Source organism: Sulfurimonas sp., from assembly GCF_023229025.1.
In the GTDB taxonomy this organism is placed as follows: domain Bacteria; phylum Campylobacterota; class Campylobacteria; order Campylobacterales; family Sulfurimonadaceae; genus Sulfurimonas.
Genome location: NZ_JALOAA010000006.1, coordinates 20,370 through 36,979, shown reverse-complemented (window position 1 = coordinate 36,979; position 16,610 = coordinate 20,370). Strand labels below are relative to the sequence as shown.

Annotated in this window: 20 protein-coding genes and 2 tRNA genes; 12 read left to right on the top strand and 10 right to left on the bottom strand. The window is 36.3% G+C overall.

Annotated elements, in window-relative coordinates:
* From M0Q20_RS02645 to M0Q20_RS02620, 6 genes are all read left to right on the top strand, one after another.
* Positions 1 to 657, top strand: a complete 657-nt coding sequence (locus M0Q20_RS02645; RefSeq protein ID WP_295058592.1) for a response regulator transcription factor — start codon at positions 1 to 3, stop codon at positions 655 to 657.
* 127 nt (positions 658 to 784) lie between these two features.
* Entirely contained in the window at positions 785 to 1,783 is a 999-nt protein-coding gene (locus M0Q20_RS02640; RefSeq protein WP_295058590.1) for a HAMP domain-containing sensor histidine kinase, read from the top strand.
* A 122-nt stretch (positions 1,784 to 1,905) separates the two neighbouring features.
* A complete protein-coding gene (locus M0Q20_RS02635; RefSeq protein ID WP_295058588.1) occupies positions 1,906 to 2,229 on the top strand; it encodes a hypothetical protein in 324 nt (107 codons plus the stop codon).
* Between the two features lie 190 nt (positions 2,230 to 2,419).
* Positions 2,420 to 2,599: a Fic/DOC family N-terminal domain-containing protein gene (locus M0Q20_RS02630; RefSeq protein WP_295058586.1), complete on the top strand. Its 180-nt coding sequence runs from the start codon at positions 2,420 to 2,422 to the stop codon at positions 2,597 to 2,599.
* A 45-nt stretch (positions 2,600 to 2,644) separates the two neighbouring features.
* Positions 2,645 to 3,016 (top strand): hypothetical protein, encoded by a 372-nt coding sequence (locus M0Q20_RS02625; RefSeq protein ID WP_295058584.1) that lies wholly within the window; start codon positions 2,645 to 2,647, stop codon positions 3,014 to 3,016.
* Positions 2,998 to 3,330: a hypothetical protein gene (locus M0Q20_RS02620; RefSeq protein ID WP_295058582.1), complete on the top strand. Its 333-nt coding sequence runs from the start codon at positions 2,998 to 3,000 to the stop codon at positions 3,328 to 3,330. Before M0Q20_RS02625 ends, M0Q20_RS02620 begins: the two co-directional genes overlap by 19 nt.
* 125 nt (positions 3,331 to 3,455) lie before the next feature.
* Here the strand turns inward: M0Q20_RS02620 and M0Q20_RS02615 are convergent.
* From M0Q20_RS02615 to mraY, 5 genes are all read right to left on the bottom strand, one after another.
* A tRNA-Phe gene (locus tag M0Q20_RS02615) sits at positions 3,456 to 3,531 on the bottom strand.
* Positions 3,532 to 3,551: 20 nt separating this feature from the next.
* A tRNA-Phe gene (locus M0Q20_RS02610) sits at positions 3,552 to 3,627 on the bottom strand.
* Positions 3,628 to 3,673: 46 nt separating this feature from the next.
* The gene (locus M0Q20_RS02605) at positions 3,674 to 4,246 is read right to left on the bottom strand and encodes a phosphoribosylglycinamide formyltransferase (RefSeq protein WP_295058580.1); all 573 of its coding nucleotides are present in this window, start codon (positions 4,244 to 4,246) and stop codon (positions 3,674 to 3,676) included.
* Entirely contained in the window at positions 4,246 to 5,445 is a 1,200-nt protein-coding gene (gene murD, locus M0Q20_RS02600) for a UDP-N-acetylmuramoyl-L-alanine--D-glutamate ligase (RefSeq protein WP_295058578.1), read from the bottom strand. Before murD ends, M0Q20_RS02605 begins: the two co-directional genes overlap by 1 nt.
* On the bottom strand, positions 5,445 to 6,506 hold the full coding sequence (gene mraY, locus M0Q20_RS02595) for a phospho-N-acetylmuramoyl-pentapeptide-transferase (protein WP_295058577.1): 1,062 nt from the start codon (positions 6,504 to 6,506) through the stop codon (positions 5,445 to 5,447). The genes murD and mraY overlap by 1 nt, the downstream gene beginning before the upstream one ends.
* Positions 6,507 to 6,594: 88 nt before the next feature.
* On the opposite strand from mraY, the gene gpmI reads away from it, so the two are divergent.
* The 6 genes from gpmI (at position 6,595) to accA (ending at position 12,249) form a co-directional block, all read left to right on the top strand.
* Positions 6,595 to 8,070, top strand: coding sequence for a 2,3-bisphosphoglycerate-independent phosphoglycerate mutase (gene gpmI, locus M0Q20_RS02590; RefSeq protein WP_295058576.1), 1,476 nt, complete (start codon positions 6,595 to 6,597; stop codon positions 8,068 to 8,070).
* An 18-nt stretch (positions 8,071 to 8,088) separates the two neighbouring features.
* Positions 8,089 to 8,835, top strand: a complete 747-nt coding sequence (gene fabG / locus M0Q20_RS02585; protein WP_295058574.1) for a 3-oxoacyl-ACP reductase FabG — start codon at positions 8,089 to 8,091, stop codon at positions 8,833 to 8,835.
* Positions 8,836 to 8,857: 22 nt separating this feature from the next.
* A complete protein-coding gene (locus M0Q20_RS02580) occupies positions 8,858 to 9,625 on the top strand; it encodes a DUF523 and DUF1722 domain-containing protein (protein ID WP_295058572.1) in 768 nt (255 codons plus the stop codon).
* 124 nt (positions 9,626 to 9,749) lie between these two features.
* Positions 9,750 to 9,977 (top strand): acyl carrier protein, encoded by a 228-nt coding sequence (gene acpP, locus M0Q20_RS02575; protein WP_295058570.1) that lies wholly within the window; start codon positions 9,750 to 9,752, stop codon positions 9,975 to 9,977.
* A 103-nt stretch (positions 9,978 to 10,080) separates the two neighbouring features.
* Positions 10,081 to 11,298, top strand: a complete 1,218-nt coding sequence (locus tag M0Q20_RS02570) for a beta-ketoacyl-ACP synthase II (protein WP_295058568.1) — start codon at positions 10,081 to 10,083, stop codon at positions 11,296 to 11,298.
* A 15-nt stretch (positions 11,299 to 11,313) separates the two neighbouring features.
* Positions 11,314 to 12,249 carry an acetyl-CoA carboxylase carboxyl transferase subunit alpha gene (gene accA / locus M0Q20_RS02565; protein WP_295058567.1) on the top strand — a complete coding sequence of 312 codons (936 nt, stop codon included), beginning with the start codon at positions 11,314 to 11,316 and terminating at the stop codon, positions 12,247 to 12,249.
* A 2-nt stretch (positions 12,250 to 12,251) separates the two neighbouring features.
* Here the strand turns inward: accA and M0Q20_RS02560 are convergent, their stop codons facing one another.
* Genes M0Q20_RS02560 through M0Q20_RS02540 form a run of 5 tightly spaced genes read right to left on the bottom strand, consistent with a single transcriptional unit; the run spans position 12,252 to position 16,490 of the window.
* The gene (locus M0Q20_RS02560) at positions 12,252 to 13,049 is read right to left on the bottom strand and encodes a 3'-5' exonuclease (RefSeq protein ID WP_295058565.1); all 798 of its coding nucleotides are present in this window, start codon (positions 13,047 to 13,049) and stop codon (positions 12,252 to 12,254) included.
* On the bottom strand, positions 13,036 to 13,623 hold the full coding sequence (locus M0Q20_RS02555; RefSeq protein ID WP_295058563.1) for a phosphoribosylanthranilate isomerase: 588 nt from the start codon (positions 13,621 to 13,623) through the stop codon (positions 13,036 to 13,038). Before M0Q20_RS02555 ends, M0Q20_RS02560 begins: the two co-directional genes overlap by 14 nt.
* Entirely contained in the window at positions 13,623 to 14,264 is a 642-nt protein-coding gene (gene rpe / locus M0Q20_RS02550) for a ribulose-phosphate 3-epimerase (protein WP_295058561.1), read from the bottom strand. The genes M0Q20_RS02555 and rpe overlap by 1 nt, the downstream gene beginning before the upstream one ends.
* 46 nt (positions 14,265 to 14,310) lie before the next feature.
* Positions 14,311 to 15,696 (bottom strand): chemotaxis protein CheX, encoded by a 1,386-nt coding sequence (locus tag M0Q20_RS02545; RefSeq protein WP_295058559.1) that lies wholly within the window; start codon positions 15,694 to 15,696, stop codon positions 14,311 to 14,313.
* Positions 15,693 to 16,490 (bottom strand): HDOD domain-containing protein, encoded by a 798-nt coding sequence (locus tag M0Q20_RS02540; protein WP_295058557.1) that lies wholly within the window; start codon positions 16,488 to 16,490, stop codon positions 15,693 to 15,695. The genes M0Q20_RS02545 and M0Q20_RS02540 overlap by 4 nt, the downstream gene beginning before the upstream one ends.
* Between the last annotated feature and the right edge of the window lie 120 nt (positions 16,491 to 16,610).

Genomic DNA, 16,610 nt, shown 5'->3' with positions numbered 1-16,610 from the left:
ATGAATATTTTACTACTTGAAGATGATGTTATATTATCAGAAATTCTTTGTGAGCATTTAAGCGAAAAAGGGTTTGTTGTATCGGCTGTTTATGACGGTGAGGAGGCTTATGAGATGATACTCAAAGAACGCTATGATTTGATGCTTCTTGATGTAAACGTGCCGCTTTTAAGTGGTTTTGAGCTACTAAAACTCTTAAAAGAGCAGCATATTACTACCCCTGCCATCTTTATCACCTCACTTGATTCTGCGCATGACCTAAAAAAAGGTTTTGATTTTGGGTGTGATGATTATCTAAAAAAGCCATTTGAGCTCTTAGAGTTAGACGCAAGGATAGAGCATCTTATAAAAGTTTATAATCTAGATGCCGCGCATATGAAAATCGACTCACAAAACTATCTTGACATGAGCACATATGAGCTTGTCAAAGATGGACAAAAGATAAAACTCTCTAAAAAGGATTTTGAAATTATTAGATATTTTTTATCGCAAAAAGATAGAATTATCTCTCATGACGAGCTTGTTGCAAATATCTGGCTTGATGGCGAAGTGCCAAGTGATGCAACGCTAAGAACATATATAAAAAATATCAGAGCGCATCTAGGCAGGGATTTTATAACTACCGTAAAAGGAGTCGGCTATAGAGTTAACATCTAGTGAAAAAAAGTCATTCTGGGGCTTTTTAGGGCTATATCTTAGCTCTTCAATCTTTCTCATCCTATTTATTGCCGTTAGTTTTTACAGCTATGAATCCTCAAAGATTATCTCTATGAAAAAGGAGAAGATGCAAAATTTTGCACTAACTCTCTCCTCTAAAATCATCTCCTCTTATATGCGCTCAGAGCCGCTACATGTAGAGAGCGCTCATGGATATGAAATCACGCTTTATGATGAAAATAGAGTACTTATATATGGCGAAGAGGTTGAAGATATTGCACTAGAGCAGGGCTTTTATACAGATAGGAATTTTGAGTATTTTATAGATCTTAGCCCGCAACTCCATCATGGCGTGAAGTATCTGATACTAAAGAGCAAAAAAACAGACAAAGAGATTTTAAAACTGCTCCAAGAGATACTATTTGTTGCACTTTTTTCTGTTGCCCTTATAGCAGTTGTCGGCTACTTCTTGTCTAAAATGTTTTTAAAGCCCATTCAAAACGAGAGAGTAAAACTAGACAAATTCATAAAAGACTCAACGCATGAGCTAAACACCCCAATCACTGCGATACTTATGAGTATAGAGAGGTTAAAAAAAGAGAGCATCGATGAGAAGATTTTAAAAAGAGTGGACATTAGCGCAAAAAGAGTTCAAAAAATCTACTCCGATTTGACATATCTACTGCTTGAGAATCAACATCAAGAAATAAAGCAGTTAGATATAAAAAAAACCGTAGAAAACGAACTCTCACTTTATGAAGATTTGGCGCTAAAAAAATCTATCTCTATCCATAAAGAGCTCCAAGAGAGCAGTTTTAGTATGGATGAGATAAGTGCTCAGAGACTCTTTGGCAACTTAATATCTAATGCCATAAAATACAACAAACATGGCGGAGAGATAAAGCTAAAGCTCACGGCAGATAAGTTTAGCATCACAAACAGCGGCAAGGGCATAGCAAAAGAGCAGCAAAGCAGGATTTTTGAGAGATTTTATAGAGCTAATGAACATGAGGGCGGTTTTGGAGTAGGCTTAGATATTGTAAAAAGAGTTTGTCAAAGATATAAGATTGATATAGAGATAGAGTCTCAAGAGAGTGGTTTAACTAAGGTTGTATTGAAGTTTTAATAACAATTTTGGGTAGTATATTTTACATAGTCTTATATTTTTAACTATAATGTCTTAAGTTAAACAGACAAGAGAGTAGATATGAGCTGTAACTTTAAACTTTCGATAAGGGAATTATAAATATGGATGGCACTATTATGGTTACGTATAAAATTTTATGTGATACAGATTTAAACACAGAAATATCACTCCAAGAGCTACTTAAAAATGAAAATGTTTTAAAAGCCATAAAATCAGCGTTTGCAAAAGGCACAAGAAATGTTGAATTCTCTTCAAATACAGAAGCGACTATAAAGCTTGAGACAATAAGAAAGGTACATTCTTTTGAAGTCTCTAAAGATGATTACGCTGATTTGCTTTCTCTTGCCGAAGAAGATGCAAGAAACAAAAAATTGTTGAAAAAAGATTGTCAACGCATTGAGTTAGTTGATATTGAAACTATATAGATATTAATTATTTTATAATTATTGACAACATATTAATTATGTCTATGCCTCTGAGTGAATTAAATTTTGATAATGCTGTAGATTATCATTATGATAAATTTCCTCCATCAAATTTAGATTACAAACAATTGATGAATCAATTAGTTTTAGCAACTGATGCTATTGCTAGGTTTAATCAAATATTAAAAAAATGCATAACAGCGAAATCCTTTTAGCCCCTTTACGTAACCAAGAAGCAGTCATTTCTTCACGTATGGAGGGAACAGTCAGTACAATGGATGAAATTTTAAAGTATGAAGCAGATTATAGTGAGAGTGATGACTCCACCTCACAAACAAGAGCTGAAGTAATTGAAACGATTCTTTATTAAAGAGCATTATTGGCATCACAACGAGCAATAACAGAGGGGTACCTCTTGTCAGAGTATATAATAAAATCTGCTCATGAAAAATTATTCTCTTTTGGAAGAGGAGCTGCAAAAACACCAGGTCAATACAAAACAGAACAAAATTACCTAGTTGATAGAACAAAAAGAAATATCCTTTTTATACCAATAAGTCCAATAAAGCTACAAGAAGGTACTGAGAAATTATTTAGCTATATTAAAGACGGTAATGAGCGTATTGGTAGAATGTTGATAACATTAATGTTATGGAATGAAGGTGTCATATCTGCACCGCATTTTTATATTAGTAGCTATTTCGAGGAACATAAAAATGAATATATAGATATAATGAAAAATGTCTCCGCAAATAATGACTGGACACCATGGGTCATATTTTTTTAAAAGCAATTGAAGAACAAGCAATTAGGAATTTAACAATTGCAGAAAATATAAGTAAACTGTACGACAGTAAGAAAAATAAATTTAGCAAAATATTAGCATCCAAATTTAGTGTTCAAGCATTTGATTATATATTTACAAATCCTGTATTTAGAAATAATAAATTTACACAAAATAGTGGTATTCCTACTCAAACAGCAGCTAGATTTACTAGAGTTCTTTTAGAAAATAACTTATTAAAAGTTATAGAAGAACCTTCTGGCAGAAGAGCCGCTCTTTTTGTATTTGAGCCTTTAATGGAACTTGTCAGAGTATAAGAGAAGGATATATAATGGCACTAAAACCAGCAGGCGGAAGATTTTCAAAAAAAAGAAATTAAAAAATGGAATTTGTTGTTAAATCCTCAATTATTGAAGAAAGATATTGATTTTTTTAAAAGAGGTGGTGGCCAATCTCGGAATCGAACCAAGGACACAGTGATTTTCAGTCACTTGCTCTACCGACTGAGCTAATTGGCCGTGAAGTTGTTTAAAAGAGGTGGTGGCCAATCTCGGAATCGAACCAAGGACACAGTGATTTTCAGTCACTTGCTCTACCGACTGAGCTAATTGGCCATCTTTTAAAGAGCGCAATTATATCTTTTAGGGACTGAAAGGAAACTTACAAAGTGCTTTCTTGAATCTTTTTGAAGAGTTCGACGATAGCGGTTTGTTCGAGTTTTTTAATCCTTTGTTCTAGTGAGAAAACGCTCTCATCTTCTCTTAGAGTGAGTCTTTTTTGTAGAAGGATTTCTCCCTCGTCATAGTTTTCATTTACCGCATGGATAGTGACACCGCTCTCTTTTTCTCTGTTTTTAATGACAGCTTCATGGACAAATCGTCCATACATTCCCTCCCCGCCATATTTTGGCAGAAGTGCCGGATGAGTATTGATAATTTTAAAATTTGTTGTTAATTTGCTAGAGAGTTTTTTCATATATCCTGATAAAAATATATATTCGCATCTATATCTCCTTAAGAGTTGTTCTATCTTTTCATCAGGATCTTCGTCTGTTTTTGAGTTGACGACAAAATTGTCAATCTTGTAATTAGAGGCACTTTTAAGGGCATTTGAATCTGGGTTATTTGAGATAAGTAAAACTATCTCTACATCTATCTCTCTATTTCTTGTTGCTTCATACAGAGCGTTGAAACTACTGCCATTATGAGATGCAAGTATTGCTACTTTTATCATCAGAGCTCTTTTATGCTATTTTTAAACAGGTCGCCTCTATGTGCATATGAGTTGAACTCATCAAGACTAGCGGCTGCCGGAGAGAGTAGGGCAACTTCATCTGTTTTTAGATTTTTATCTATTTTTTTAACGGCATCTACTAAATTTTTACATAATTCAAAAGCTATGTTGTACTTTTTTGCCAAAGAGGAGAGCTTCTCTTTATTTGAGCCGATATTATAAATCCTTACACTACAACCCTGCAGATAGACAAGCAGTTCACTCAAATCGACACCCTTATCGTCACCGCCTAAAATAAGATGGACATGATACTCTTTATATCTCTTCATGGCAGCAATAGTGGCATCAAGATTAGTAGCCTTAGTATCGTTAACCCATAGACGGTTTTTGCTATCTCTTAGCTCCTCTTGCCTGTGTGGGTCAACTACAAAGGAGTTAATTTTTTCATACTCTATTTTATCAAAAAGTATTTTATTAACACTCATAGCCAAAATGGCATCAGCCAAAAAAGCACCTTTGAAGTCTATTTTATCTATCTCTATACCAAAGTGTAGTGCTAAATCTTTTTCATCTTTGTAACTAATAACACAAGCCGATGTTTTGATATTCTTGTAAGCTTGGGGAACTATTGCAATTTCTCCCTCACGCATCATGGTAACTGGCTTTAGCTTTGCTTGTATGTACTCGTTTATATCGCCGTGCCAGCTGAGATGGTCCGGTGTTATAGGAAGCAGAACATAGATGTTCGGTGCGGCTTTGTTTGTATAGTGGGTAGTAAAAGAGCTAGTCTCAAGTATCCATAGCGATGCATTTAAATCCAACTCGCCTAGCGGTGTTCCGATATTTCCACCCGCCTCTGAGCCTCTCTCTTGAAGCAGATGCTGCATCATCTGAGTTGTAGTGGTCTTGCCGTTTGTTCCGCTAATCCATACAGACAGAGGTGCACTCTTTGCAAAAACATCATACTCGCTTATGAGGTTTTTTGCTCTTTGTATAAGCGGATTTGAGGGAGGAATTCCCGGGGACGTAATCTCCAAGTCGGAGTATTTTGGGTTAAAATCAGATGAGGGTTTGACCTTAAAGCCGTTCTCATCTATAAATGGTTTTGTACATTTGTCATCATAAAAAATTGCGTTTGGGTAGAGTTTAGTGAGTGCTTTTGTGGTTTTGCCATATCCAAAGAGAGATACTCGTAACATTAGCGAATCTTTAGTGAGATAAGGGCAATAATATTTGAGAGTATAGCGATAATCCAAAACCTAACAATTATCTTATTCTCTGCCCACTGTTTCATCTCAAAATGGTGATGAATCGGTGCCATTAAAAAGACTCTTTTTTTTCTAAGCTTATAGCTACCTACTTGAAGAATGACTGAGAGCGTCTCTATTACAAAAATAGAACCGATTAAAAGAAGTAAAATTTCACTTTTTGAGATAATAGCAAGATAACCTAGAAACGCTCCGATTGTCAGCGAGCCACTATCTCCCATAAAGACCTCTGCAGGGTGGCAGTTATACCACAAAAACCCTGTTAGTGCCCCGATAAGAGCACTTGATACTATTGCCACCTCTCCTATATTTATATTTGGCATAAGCAAGTAAGAGCTCATTACTGCATTTCCGGTTATGTAGATTATGATGCTAAAAGAGGTAAGAGCAATGATAGAAGGCACTGTTGCAAGCCCGTCTAGTCCGTCTGTAAGATTTACGGCATTTGAAGTGGCTATGATAACTACAACCCAGAAGAGAAGCGCAAAGCCGCCCATATCCCAGACAGGATTTTTAATAAATGGTAGATAAAGGTTAGTGCTAAAATCTGAAAAAACATATAGAAAAACTGATATAAAAAGTGCAGAGAGTATTTGAAGAAAAAGCTTTGTTCTAGCTTTTAACCCTGCTAAGTTCTCATTTTTTTTAATCTTTGCGTAGTCATCTTTAAAGCCGATAAGTGCAAACATGACAAGAGTCATAACACCGCCAACAGCATAGATGTTTGAAAACTTTATTGTTATTAAAGATGCAACTATTGTTGCAAAAATAAATACAATACCGCCCATTGTAGGCGTTTTTGCTTTGCCTTGATGGCGCTGGGGTGCCCAGTTATTAATTGGTTGAACGCTAGATGTCCTCTGTGCCCATCTTATAAAACGCGGAAGTAAAAATAGCGTAAAAAAAAGAGCTAAAAAGAAAGCTATTCCAGCGCGAATTGTTATGTATCCAAGTAGGTTTATATGAAAAATTTCTGAAAGCCAATATAGCAAAGTAAGTAGTCCTTATAAATAAAAAATGACATTATAGTATAATTGCATAAAATTTTTGTTAGAAGAACACTTAGTAAAGGAGTCAGAATTGGCAAAAAAGGCTATCTTAGTCATAACCGACGGTATTGGTTACTCTTTTAAAACCCAGTATAATGCATTTTACAATGCTCTAAAACCTACATATGATAAACTATTTAGCAATACACCGTATTCGTTAATTGACACTTTTGGTTTGAGTGTCGGATTGCCTGAGGGACAGATGGGTAACTCTGAAGTAGGACACATGAGTATAGGTAGCGGAAGAGTTTTATACCAAGATTTGGTAAAAATATCTCTAGCTTTAAGCGAAAATAGATTTAAACAAAACAGCGAATTTAAAAATCTTTTGGAAAAATCAAACAGAGTGCATCTTATAGGTCTCATGAGTGATGGGGGTGTTCATTCACATATAGACCATTTTATGGGCATAGCGGATATCGCCTCTGATGAAGGAAAAGAGGTTTTCTTGCATCTTATAACCGATGGTAGGGATGTATCTCCTACTTCTGCAAAAAAGTACTTAGAACAGGTAAACAAGCATGTAGGCAAAAATATAAAAATAGCTACAATTTCAGGGCGTTTTTATACAATGGATAGAGATAACCGCTGGGATAGAGTCAAAAAAGGTTACGATGCGATAGTAACTGCAGAACCAAAAACTACTATGGAGCCTTTAGAGTATATTGACGCTTCATATGCAAAAAATGAGACAGATGAGTTTTTAGAGCCTGTGGCATTTAACGGATATGATGGCATGAGAGAGGGCGATAGCGTCCTTACTATAAACTTTAGAAGCGATAGAATGAGAGAGATTGTAACAGCTATCGCAGATAAAAATTTTAGCGGATTTCAAAGAGAGCATGTTGGTGTAAACCTTGCAACGATTACAGAGTATGATAAGAGTTTCCCTTATCCTGTTTTGTTTAAAAAAGAGGTTCCCAAAAATACGCTCTCAGAAGTAATTTCAAAAGCAGGTCTTAGACAGCTTCATACTGCTGAGACTGAAAAGTATGCGCATGTGACATTCTTTTTTAACGGCGGAATTGAGGAGCCTTATGAGAATGAGACGAGAGTTTTAATCCCTTCGCCAAATGTAAAAACATATGATATGAAGCCGCAGATGAGTGCTCCTGAGGTCGGTGATGTTGTCTTAAAAGCTATGGATGATGAGTATGATTTTGTAGTAGTTAATTTTGCAAACGGCGACATGGTAGGACACACCGGAGATTTTGAAGCTGCAAAGATAGCAGTTAATACGGTCGATACCGAGCTTGGCAGAATTTTACAAAAAGCAAAAGAGAAGGATTACGGAGTTGTTATTACGTCTGATCATGGAAATTGTGAAGAGATGAGAGATGATGAAGGGAATATCTTAACAAATCATACAGTTGGAAAAGTATTATGTTTTATTGAAGCAGATGGTGTTACAAATGTTAAAAGCGGTGCTTTGAATAATATAGCGCCTACAGTTTTAGAACTTATGGGTCTAGATATCCCTTTTGAGATGGATCATAGCTTAATTTAAAAATCAAGGAGAATAGTAATGAAATTTAGCGGGAAAAATGTTTTAGTTACGGGGTCAAGTAGAGGAATAGGCGCAGAGATTGCAAAAACTTTGGCAGGGTATGGACTTAAAGTCTGGATAAACTACAGAAGCGGTGCCGCAGAGGCAGATGCAATCAAAGATGCTATCGAAGCTTCAGGTGGGAGTGCGGCTGTTATCGGTTTTGACGTAAGTAGTGAAGATGCATTTGTAGATGCGATTAAGACTATTATTGATTGTGACGGAGAGCTAAGTTATCTTGTAAATAATGCTGGAATAACTAACGATAAACTAGCTATTCGTATGAAGAGTGAAGATTTTATCTCTGTAATTAACGCAAACCTTTTATCATGTTTTATAGGATGTCGTGAAGCTATGAAAGTAATGAGAAAGAAAAAATTCGGTTCAGTGGTAAATATAGCTTCAATTGTGGGCGAGACAGGAAACGGCGGTCAGACAAACTACTCGGCAAGTAAGGGCGGTGTTATTGCCATGACAAAAAGTTTTGCAATAGAATCAGCTACAAGCGGTATCCGCTACAACACCGTGACTCCGGGCTTTATAGCAACTGAGATGACAGATGTTTTAAGCGATGAGGTAAAAAGCAGTTTTACATCAAAAATCCCGATGGGACGTTTTGGAAATCCTACCGAAGTGGCCCAAGCGACGGCATTTTTGCTCTCAGATCACTCAAGCTATATAACAGGCGAGACGCTCAAGGTTAACGGCGGGATGAATATGGCGTAAGCCAAAAAAACAAGGAAACAGTATGAAGATAGCAGTATCTGCGTGTCTTCTCGGTCATAATGTCCGCTATGACGGCGGAGACAAACATAACAGATTTGTAACCCATGAGCTTGGACGTTACGCTTCATTTGTTCCATTTTGTCCGGAAGCTATAGCCTTTGGCACTACAAGACCATCTGTAAAACTTGTAGAAAAAAATGAGAAGATTCTTGTCATTACAAATGAAGGTGGCATAAATCTAAGTAAAGAGTTGCTGGATAAAGCTAACGAGGAACTTCAAAAAATTATAGATGCAAATCTTAGCGGTATCATATTTAAAGCTCGCTCGCCAAGTTGCGGATTAGGGAGTGCAAAAGTTTATCAAAATAGCAGTTTAATAGACTCAAGCGCAGACGGCATCTTTGCAGCACTATGTAGAGAAAAATTCCCACTTTTACCAATGGAAGATGAGAGTGGACTTGAAGATGAGAATCGTAGAGAAAATTTTATTGTTCATCTTTTTGCTTATAACTCTATAGAGAAGCTAAAAGAGAAAAATAGTATGCACTCTCTAGAGGCTTTTCATGCAAAAAATAAGTTTTTGTTGCAGGCAAAAGATGAGAAACTTTATAGATTGCTCAAAGAGATAGTTCTAAATCATAAAAAACTCCCTTTTGCAGAGCTTTTCTCAAGCTATGAGCATAATTTTAAAGTAGCAATTGCTAAAAAAAGCTCAATCCTTTTAAACCAAACTATTGCAGAGGCATATTTAAGAGAAGTAGAGCTCAAAAACAGAGAAAAGAAATGTTAAATAAAGGCTGATATAAGGGACTCTTTAGTTCAAATTGAACCCCTTTTTATTTTTAAATAGCTAGTTTATTTAAGTTAAATATGCTACAATTACGAGATTTTACACATAAAACATAGGAGCTAGAATGGCACTTTTAGATGATATTAGAGAAGTAGTAGTTGAACAATTAGGCGTAAATGCTGATGAAGTTAAAGAAGACGCAAAGTTTGTTGAAGATTTAGGTGCAGATAGCCTTGATGTAGTTGAATTAGTAATGGCACTAGAAGAGAAATTTGATATCGAAATTCCTGATGATGAAGCAGAAAAAATTCAAACAGTCAAAGACGTAGTTAGCTATATAGAGAATAAATAATCGTCTAAAATCTACTGAGGACTCCTCGGTAGTCGAGTTTTTTTTAAAAATCAGATTTTTATGATTTTTAAAAAGTATTTTATATTTTTTACGGAGATTTTTAATGAGAAGAGTTGTAGTTACTGGTTTAGGCATGATAAATGCAGTTGGAAATGATAAAGATAGTTCTTTCAAAGCTATGTGCGAAGGCAAGTGCGGAATAGATACAATTACTCTTTTTGACCCAGAAAATTACAGCGTGAAAATAGCAGCTGAAGTTAAAGATTTTGACCCCTCGACTGTAATGGAAGCAAAAGAGGTTAAAAAAGCTGATAGATTTATTCATCTTGGATTAAAAGCTGCACAAGAGGCGATGGCTGAAGCTAACTTTGGCGAAGATACGGATATGGAAAGATTTGGTATAAGCGCAGGTTCTGGAATTGGTGGACTTCCATCTATTGAAAAAAACTCTATTATTATTGAGACTAAAGGTCCAAGAAGAATAAGCCCGTTTTTTATTCCCGGAGCTCTTGTTAATATGCTTGGCGGCTTTGTCTCTATAGAGCATGGGACAAAAGGTCCAAATCTCTCAAGCGTAACTGCATGTGCTGCGGGAACTCACGCAATAAGCGAAGCCGTAAAAACTATTATGTGCGGTGGTGCAGATAAGATGCTAGTAGTCTCGGCAGAGTGTGCAATTACAGGTGCGGGTGTCGGCGGATTTGCCTCAATGAAGGCACTCTCTACAAGAAATGATGACCCAAAAGGTGCTTCTCGCCCATTTGACGCAGATCGTGACGGGTTTGTCATGGGAGAAGGTGCGGCAGCTCTTGTTTTAGAGGTGTATGAAGATGCAGTGGCTCGTGGGGCAAATATCTATGGCGAGATTATCGGTTTTGGCGAGAGTGGAGATGCAAACCATATCACTACACCAAGTCTTGACGGCCCTGCGCGTGCAATGAAAGCCGCATACAACATGGCTGGCAGACCTAAACTTGATTATGTTAATGCACATGGAACAAGTACTCCGATAAATGACAAGAATGAGACTGCTGCCGTTAAAGATTTATTGGGTGGAAAGGAGAACTGCCCTCCAATGAGTTCTATAAAAGGGCAGATTGGGCATTGTCTTGGTGCAGCCGGTGGGATTGAAGCCGTTACTTGCCTAATGGCTATGCGTGATGGAATAATTCCACCTACTATTAATTACGAAACACCTGATGAAAATTGTGATCTTGATATTGTTCCTAATGTTGCCAGAAAAGCAGAGTTAAATACAGTAATGAGTAACTCTTTTGGTTTTGGTGGAACAAACGGCGTATTAATATTCAAAAAAATCTAAGTATAAGGATTTAAATTGGCAACATATTTAGACTTTGAGTATAAAATAAAATTTATTCAAGAAGATATTATATCTGCGCAAGTTCGTCATGATGAGCTTGCAGTCGAATCTCTTCAAAAAGATTTAGAAAAAGAGGTCTCAAAGATCTTTAATAACCTCTCCCCTTTTCAAAAACTTCAGTTAGCTCGTCATGCAGATAGACCTTATGCGCTTGATTACATAAATCTGCTTATGAGAGATAAGTATGAAATTCATGGGGATAGACACTTTCGTGATGATGCAGCAATTCTCTGCTACATCGGCTATATAGGAAATGAAAGAGTTATGGTTATCGGTGAGCAAAAAGGGCGCGGAACAAAAAACAAGATAAAAAGAAATTTTGGTATGCCTCACCCTGAAGGTTACAGAAAAGCTCTTCGCGCGGCAAAATTAGCTGAAAAGTTCAATATACCCGTACTAATGCTTATCGATACTCCGGGTGCGTATCCGGGAATAGGAGCAGAGGAGAGAAATCAGAGTGAAGCGATTGCCAGAAATCTACTTGAGCTCTCAGAGCTTAAAACTCCTACAATCTCGATAGTAATTGGAGAAGGTGGAAGCGGCGGGGCACTTGCAATAGGCGTGGCAGATAAGTTTGCTATGATGAGATACTCGGTTTTTAGTGTTATATCCCCAGAAGGTTGTTCTGCAATTTTATGGAATGATCCTGCAAAAGCTGAAGCAGCTACAAATGCTATGAAAATTACAAGTCAAGATTTAAAAGAGCTAGGCTTGATAGATGATATAGTTGCAGAGCCGTTAATCGGTGCGCACAGAGACAGAGATGGAGCTGCGGCTGCGATAGGGGAGTATTTTTTAGAAGAGCTTACAAAACTTCGTGATATTTCTGATGAGCAGAGAATGGAAGCTAGATATAATAAACTAGTAGGTGTTGGAGCATATAGCGAGTAGTTTTATTTTTGGCTCTCTTTTAATAGGGGGTCAAACTTTGGTCTTTTTAGAATTTTCCCCTCTTTTGAAAACTTTATAATATCCTCAACGTTTTTTATATTCTCATTTAAATTTACAATTGACAACTTAAAAAGCTCGTAAGTGGTAAGAACATCGCTCATGGCTCTATGATGTACCGCACTCGGGTTTAAGCCAAATGATTCATTTAGATAAGAGAGCGCATATCTATAAGATTCAATGGTTCTCTCAGCTAAAGATAAAGAGCATAAGCTTCTGTTTAAAAGAGGGGCTAATCCTACCTTTTGCATGCTTTGTGAGATAAATCTATAATCAAATTTTACGTCATGTGCTACAAATACCGAGTCTGCAAGAAAGTTTTTAAACGTAAACATAACCTCTTTTAGAGTAGGTGCATCTTTTGTGTCTTGGGCACTAATTCCCGTTATTTGTGTAATATGCGGATTTATCTCTTTGCAGTTAACAAGAGAGTCAAAAGTATTAATAATCTCACCATTTTTTATCTTAACGGCAGCAATCTCTATTATCTGATGTTTTTCTATTTTTGAGCCGTTTGTTTCAATATCAACTATGCAAAACTCAGCATCTTCTAGGGGGATAAATTTAGTCGCAAAATAGAAGTTTCCCTGCTGTTTTAAAATCTCTAAGCCTTGCGAATGCCAAAGTTGGAGTAAAAGCTCCAAATCTTCATCTATCTGCTCTTTAATTGTTTTAATAGAGAGACCTTTTGAAGAGAGTTTATTAATACACTTTGCATCTAAAGAGAAGTCACTGCTTAGCATTTTTAATAAACTCCTTAACCTTATATGCATCTTTTTTGCCATATGAGAGTTCTACTCCGCTACTAACATCAACACCGTAAAAACCATACTCTTTTAAAGAGCAGAGAATATCTGCATCAAGTCCGCCGGCTAAAACTATCTTTGAGCAATCTATATTTTTAAACCACTCTAGATTTAATCTTTTGCCGCTTCCGCCGTAAGTTTTGCTGTAGGCATCTATTAGTCTATACTCATCACTAAATTTTAAAACATCCCCAGCTTCTTTTGCGCGAATAACTTTTATGTATGGAACAAAAAGTTGCTCGTAAAGCTCTTCTGGGGCTTCAAAATGAATTTGAGCTAAAGTTGCTCCGGCCTCTTGGCAGTAGGAGTTTATAACTTGAGCATCGCTATTTACAAAAAGAGCTACTTTTTCTACAAAAGGAGGAAGTCTTTTTATGATATCTCTAGCCTTGCATGGTGAAATATATCTGGGTGACTCCTCATAAAAAACAAAGCCCAGTGCATCTGCACCTGCTTCTATCGCTATCATAGCATCCTCATATGATGTAATACCGCAAATTTTAGTGCGCATTAGATTTTTAAACTCTCTATAGCTTCTTTTTTATTTGTGTGATTAAATACATAGCTTCCTGCAACAACAATATCTACGCCTGCCTCCTTTAGGAGATGTACGTTTTTATCGCTTACCCCGCCGTCAACTTCTATAAGGCAGTTTGGATTTATCTTGTCTCTCATGGCACTTAGTTTTTTTGCTTTTAAAACTACACTATCAATAAAGCTTTGACCGCCAAAACCCGGGTTTACGCTCATCAGAAGAACCATATCTAAATCCCTAAGCAGATACTCAAGTGCTTCGGGCGGAGTATGAGGGTTTAAAACAATTGCCGGCTTTATGCCAAGAGAGCGAATTTTTTGTATAAGTCTATGCGGATGCTTCTCCTCTTCTATGTGAAAAGAGATATACTCCGGTTTTAGGGGAGCAAAAAGGTCAACAAAGAAAGTGTTGTTCTCTACCATAAGGTGAATATCAAGCGGTTTTGTAGCAGATTTAGCTATAGCGGAGACTACGACCGGACCAATTGTTAAGTTTGGAACAAAATGCCCATCCATAACATCTACATGTACAAAATCACAACCGGCTTCACATATGGCTTCAACATCCCTTTGGAGGTTTCCAAAGTCAGCAGATAAAACGCTTGGAGCTACTTTCATTCATCTTCCTTTACAATTTAAGCGAAATTGTACAATTTTGTATCTTTTATCTTGTTAAGAAAAAGAGAAATTTATCATTGTCAAAAGAGAGTTCTACTTGAACTCCTTTTCTGTTTTCAACAACCTCAAGCAGGCTCTCTACATCTTGATAGGTTCTAGGTAACGTTATATTTACGGATATACCTTCATCAGCTAGAAGGGTTTTTATCTTTCCGCCGACTATGTTTACAAGTTCTGCTAGTGTATCTAAAATCATATCCATATCGTTAGTATTTTTACCAATTAGAAGCTCACACGCCTTTTTTGCAATAGCAGATGGAAAAACTAATACAACCATACCGTCAAGATCACCGTAGTAACCGATAGAGCTTGCAATTTTCCCCTCTTTTTTATCAATAAGGAGGTTTTGGACATTCGCAGACTCTTTGATAGCTTTTGAGTTAGTCATCATCTCTATCGTTGTTGCCGCAGCGTTTATAAATTTTGGAAGCTCTATTACCGTCTCTTTATTTAAGACTCTTTTATTTTTTATATTAGCGGCACTGCTTGCACCTAGCTCTTTTAAAAGCTTTTTGTTTTGCAATATATCATCCATATGGTCATAAAAAAGTATTCCGGCATCTTCCATATTCTCTTTAAAAGTTATGGCTGTTTTGTCAAATTTCATCCCGACAAAGCATATAGTAGCATTATACTCAGCGGCTGATGTTGAGAGTTTAGAGAAGAAGTTAAGAGCATGCACATTCATGCTAATTACCTTATAGGCATCAAAGATAAAAAGCCTAAAACCTACATTAAGCGAGTTATTGTGGTACTCAATATTAAAATTATCATTTATCTCTACATCTAAAAAGGATGATATAGTATAGATAATTGCATTTCCGCTTACTCTAGTGGCAATTTTTTGTCCCATCTGCCCTAAAAAAGTCGAATCTACAGAGTAGTCAAAACTGCTTTTTTTCTCTTTGTACTCATCTAAAGACTTTGCGATTGAGGGAGTATGACCGTTGTCATGTAGCTCTATAGCAATTGCGGAGCGTTGAGATTTATCATCGCTATATATAATTACTCTTTTGTTTTGGTCTTTATAGCTTGATGAAAACAGATATGCAATTTCAAGGCTTTTAAAGAGTGAAAAGTTTATATCCTCTTTGTAAAATCTCCTTATAGCGGCATACTTATTTTGGTCATAGTCACAAAACCCAATTGTTGCACTATTTTTTTTACGAATTTTAGAGAAAAGTTTTATAAAAATATCCAGACCGTTACGGTTGAAGAATATAACTCTTTTAAGAGAGACTAAAATCATATCAGCTTTTAAGTTTATTGCGGCTTCTACATCTTCGACGCTTAAGTAGGTACTTGCGTTATTGCCGTCTAAAAAGCCTTGCGGTGAAAATGTTGCAATTCCGCCTTTTAAAACCGCTTTCATTCAATCTCCATAAGTGATGAAAACTCATCATATATATCAGCGACATACTCAATTTGAAAATCAACAAAATCATTTAATCCGGCTTCGATAAATTTTGGATTTGAGAGTTCATAAAAGAGCAGAAGATGCATCCACTTTCCAAGCATATCTATCTCTTGCTCACCGGATGGTTTTACTCCGGATGCAGCTTGAACTATTTTATAGATATTTTCATTCATCTCCCATTTTTTTGCAATTTGCCCACAAATATCAAAAATATCGACTCCGCAAAGGCGTGTTAAAATAGTATTATAGTCAATTGCTTTTGTAGTTCGCAGAAGGTTTACTTCATCTACTTTCTCATTAAAAAGAGCTTCGGTTACAATGATGCTTGCAGGCAAAAGCGTTATAGCAGCGCATCTATCTTTATCATCTATATTTAGATGCTCGAGTATGTTTTGCCACTTTTTTGATAAGTTTGCCTGAAGCTCGTAAAAGAGTTGAGCGTTTAACTTAAAGAGAGTCCATCTGTTTGGACTCAAAAGAGAAATCATGTAGTTATAGACACTCTGCTGTGAGAGTTGCACGCCAAGTATGCCAAATATTTGAGATATATCGCTGACATCATTTTTAAATCCGTAGATAGGTTTGTTGACAATATTTTTAAGATAGGATTTAAGTGCCATATCACTCTCTGCAACTTTTGCAGCTTTTATTAATTCCCCAAGTTTTAATAACTTAAAAGTTTCATTTAAAGTCTTTGGAGCGGGCGGAATTTTCTCTATGAAACTCTCTATTTTCTCTTTTTTTATCATAAATCACTTACATGCGTTAATTTTCTTTATTCTATCTACAAACGTATAAAACAAATATAAAAGGGATTTTCTGACTCTTTTCGTTATAGCTTTACTTAAGGAGAAGTTTTGTTTAGGATT

Coding starts and splice junctions, on each gene's coding strand:
- M0Q20_RS02545 (WP_295058559.1), bottom strand. CDS start 15,696: ATGAAAGCGGTTTTAAAAGGCGGAATTGCAACATTTTCACCGCAAGGC.
- M0Q20_RS02560 (WP_295058565.1), bottom strand. CDS start 13,049: ATGCTAAGCAGTGACTTCTCTTTAGATGCAAAGTGTATTAATAAACTC.
- M0Q20_RS02580 (WP_295058572.1), top strand. CDS start 8,858: ATGAAGATAGCAGTATCTGCGTGTCTTCTCGGTCATAATGTCCGCTAT.
- M0Q20_RS02640 (WP_295058590.1), top strand. CDS start 785: ATGCAAAATTTTGCACTAACTCTCTCCTCTAAAATCATCTCCTCTTAT.
- M0Q20_RS02605 (WP_295058580.1), bottom strand. CDS start 4,246: ATGATAAAAGTAGCAATACTTGCATCTCATAATGGCAGTAGTTTCAAC.
- M0Q20_RS02630 (WP_295058586.1), top strand. CDS start 2,420: ATGCATAACAGCGAAATCCTTTTAGCCCCTTTACGTAACCAAGAAGCA.
- M0Q20_RS02635 (WP_295058588.1), top strand. CDS start 1,906: ATGGATGGCACTATTATGGTTACGTATAAAATTTTATGTGATACAGAT.
- M0Q20_RS02570 (WP_295058568.1), top strand. CDS start 10,081: ATGAGAAGAGTTGTAGTTACTGGTTTAGGCATGATAAATGCAGTTGGA.
- fabG (WP_295058574.1), top strand. CDS start 8,089: ATGAAATTTAGCGGGAAAAATGTTTTAGTTACGGGGTCAAGTAGAGGA.
- M0Q20_RS02555 (WP_295058563.1), bottom strand. CDS start 13,623: ATGCGCACTAAAATTTGCGGTATTACATCATATGAGGATGCTATGATA.
- murD (WP_295058578.1), bottom strand. CDS start 5,445: ATGTTACGAGTATCTCTCTTTGGATATGGCAAAACCACAAAAGCACTC.
- rpe (WP_295058561.1), bottom strand. CDS start 14,264: ATGAAAGTAGCTCCAAGCGTTTTATCTGCTGACTTTGGAAACCTCCAA.
- M0Q20_RS02645 (WP_295058592.1), top strand. CDS start 1: ATGAATATTTTACTACTTGAAGATGATGTTATATTATCAGAAATTCTT.
- M0Q20_RS02540 (WP_295058557.1), bottom strand. CDS start 16,490: ATGATAAAAAAAGAGAAAATAGAGAGTTTCATAGAGAAAATTCCGCCC.
- M0Q20_RS02620 (WP_295058582.1), top strand. CDS start 2,998: ATGGGTCATATTTTTTTAAAAGCAATTGAAGAACAAGCAATTAGGAAT.
- acpP (WP_295058570.1), top strand. CDS start 9,750: ATGGCACTTTTAGATGATATTAGAGAAGTAGTAGTTGAACAATTAGGC.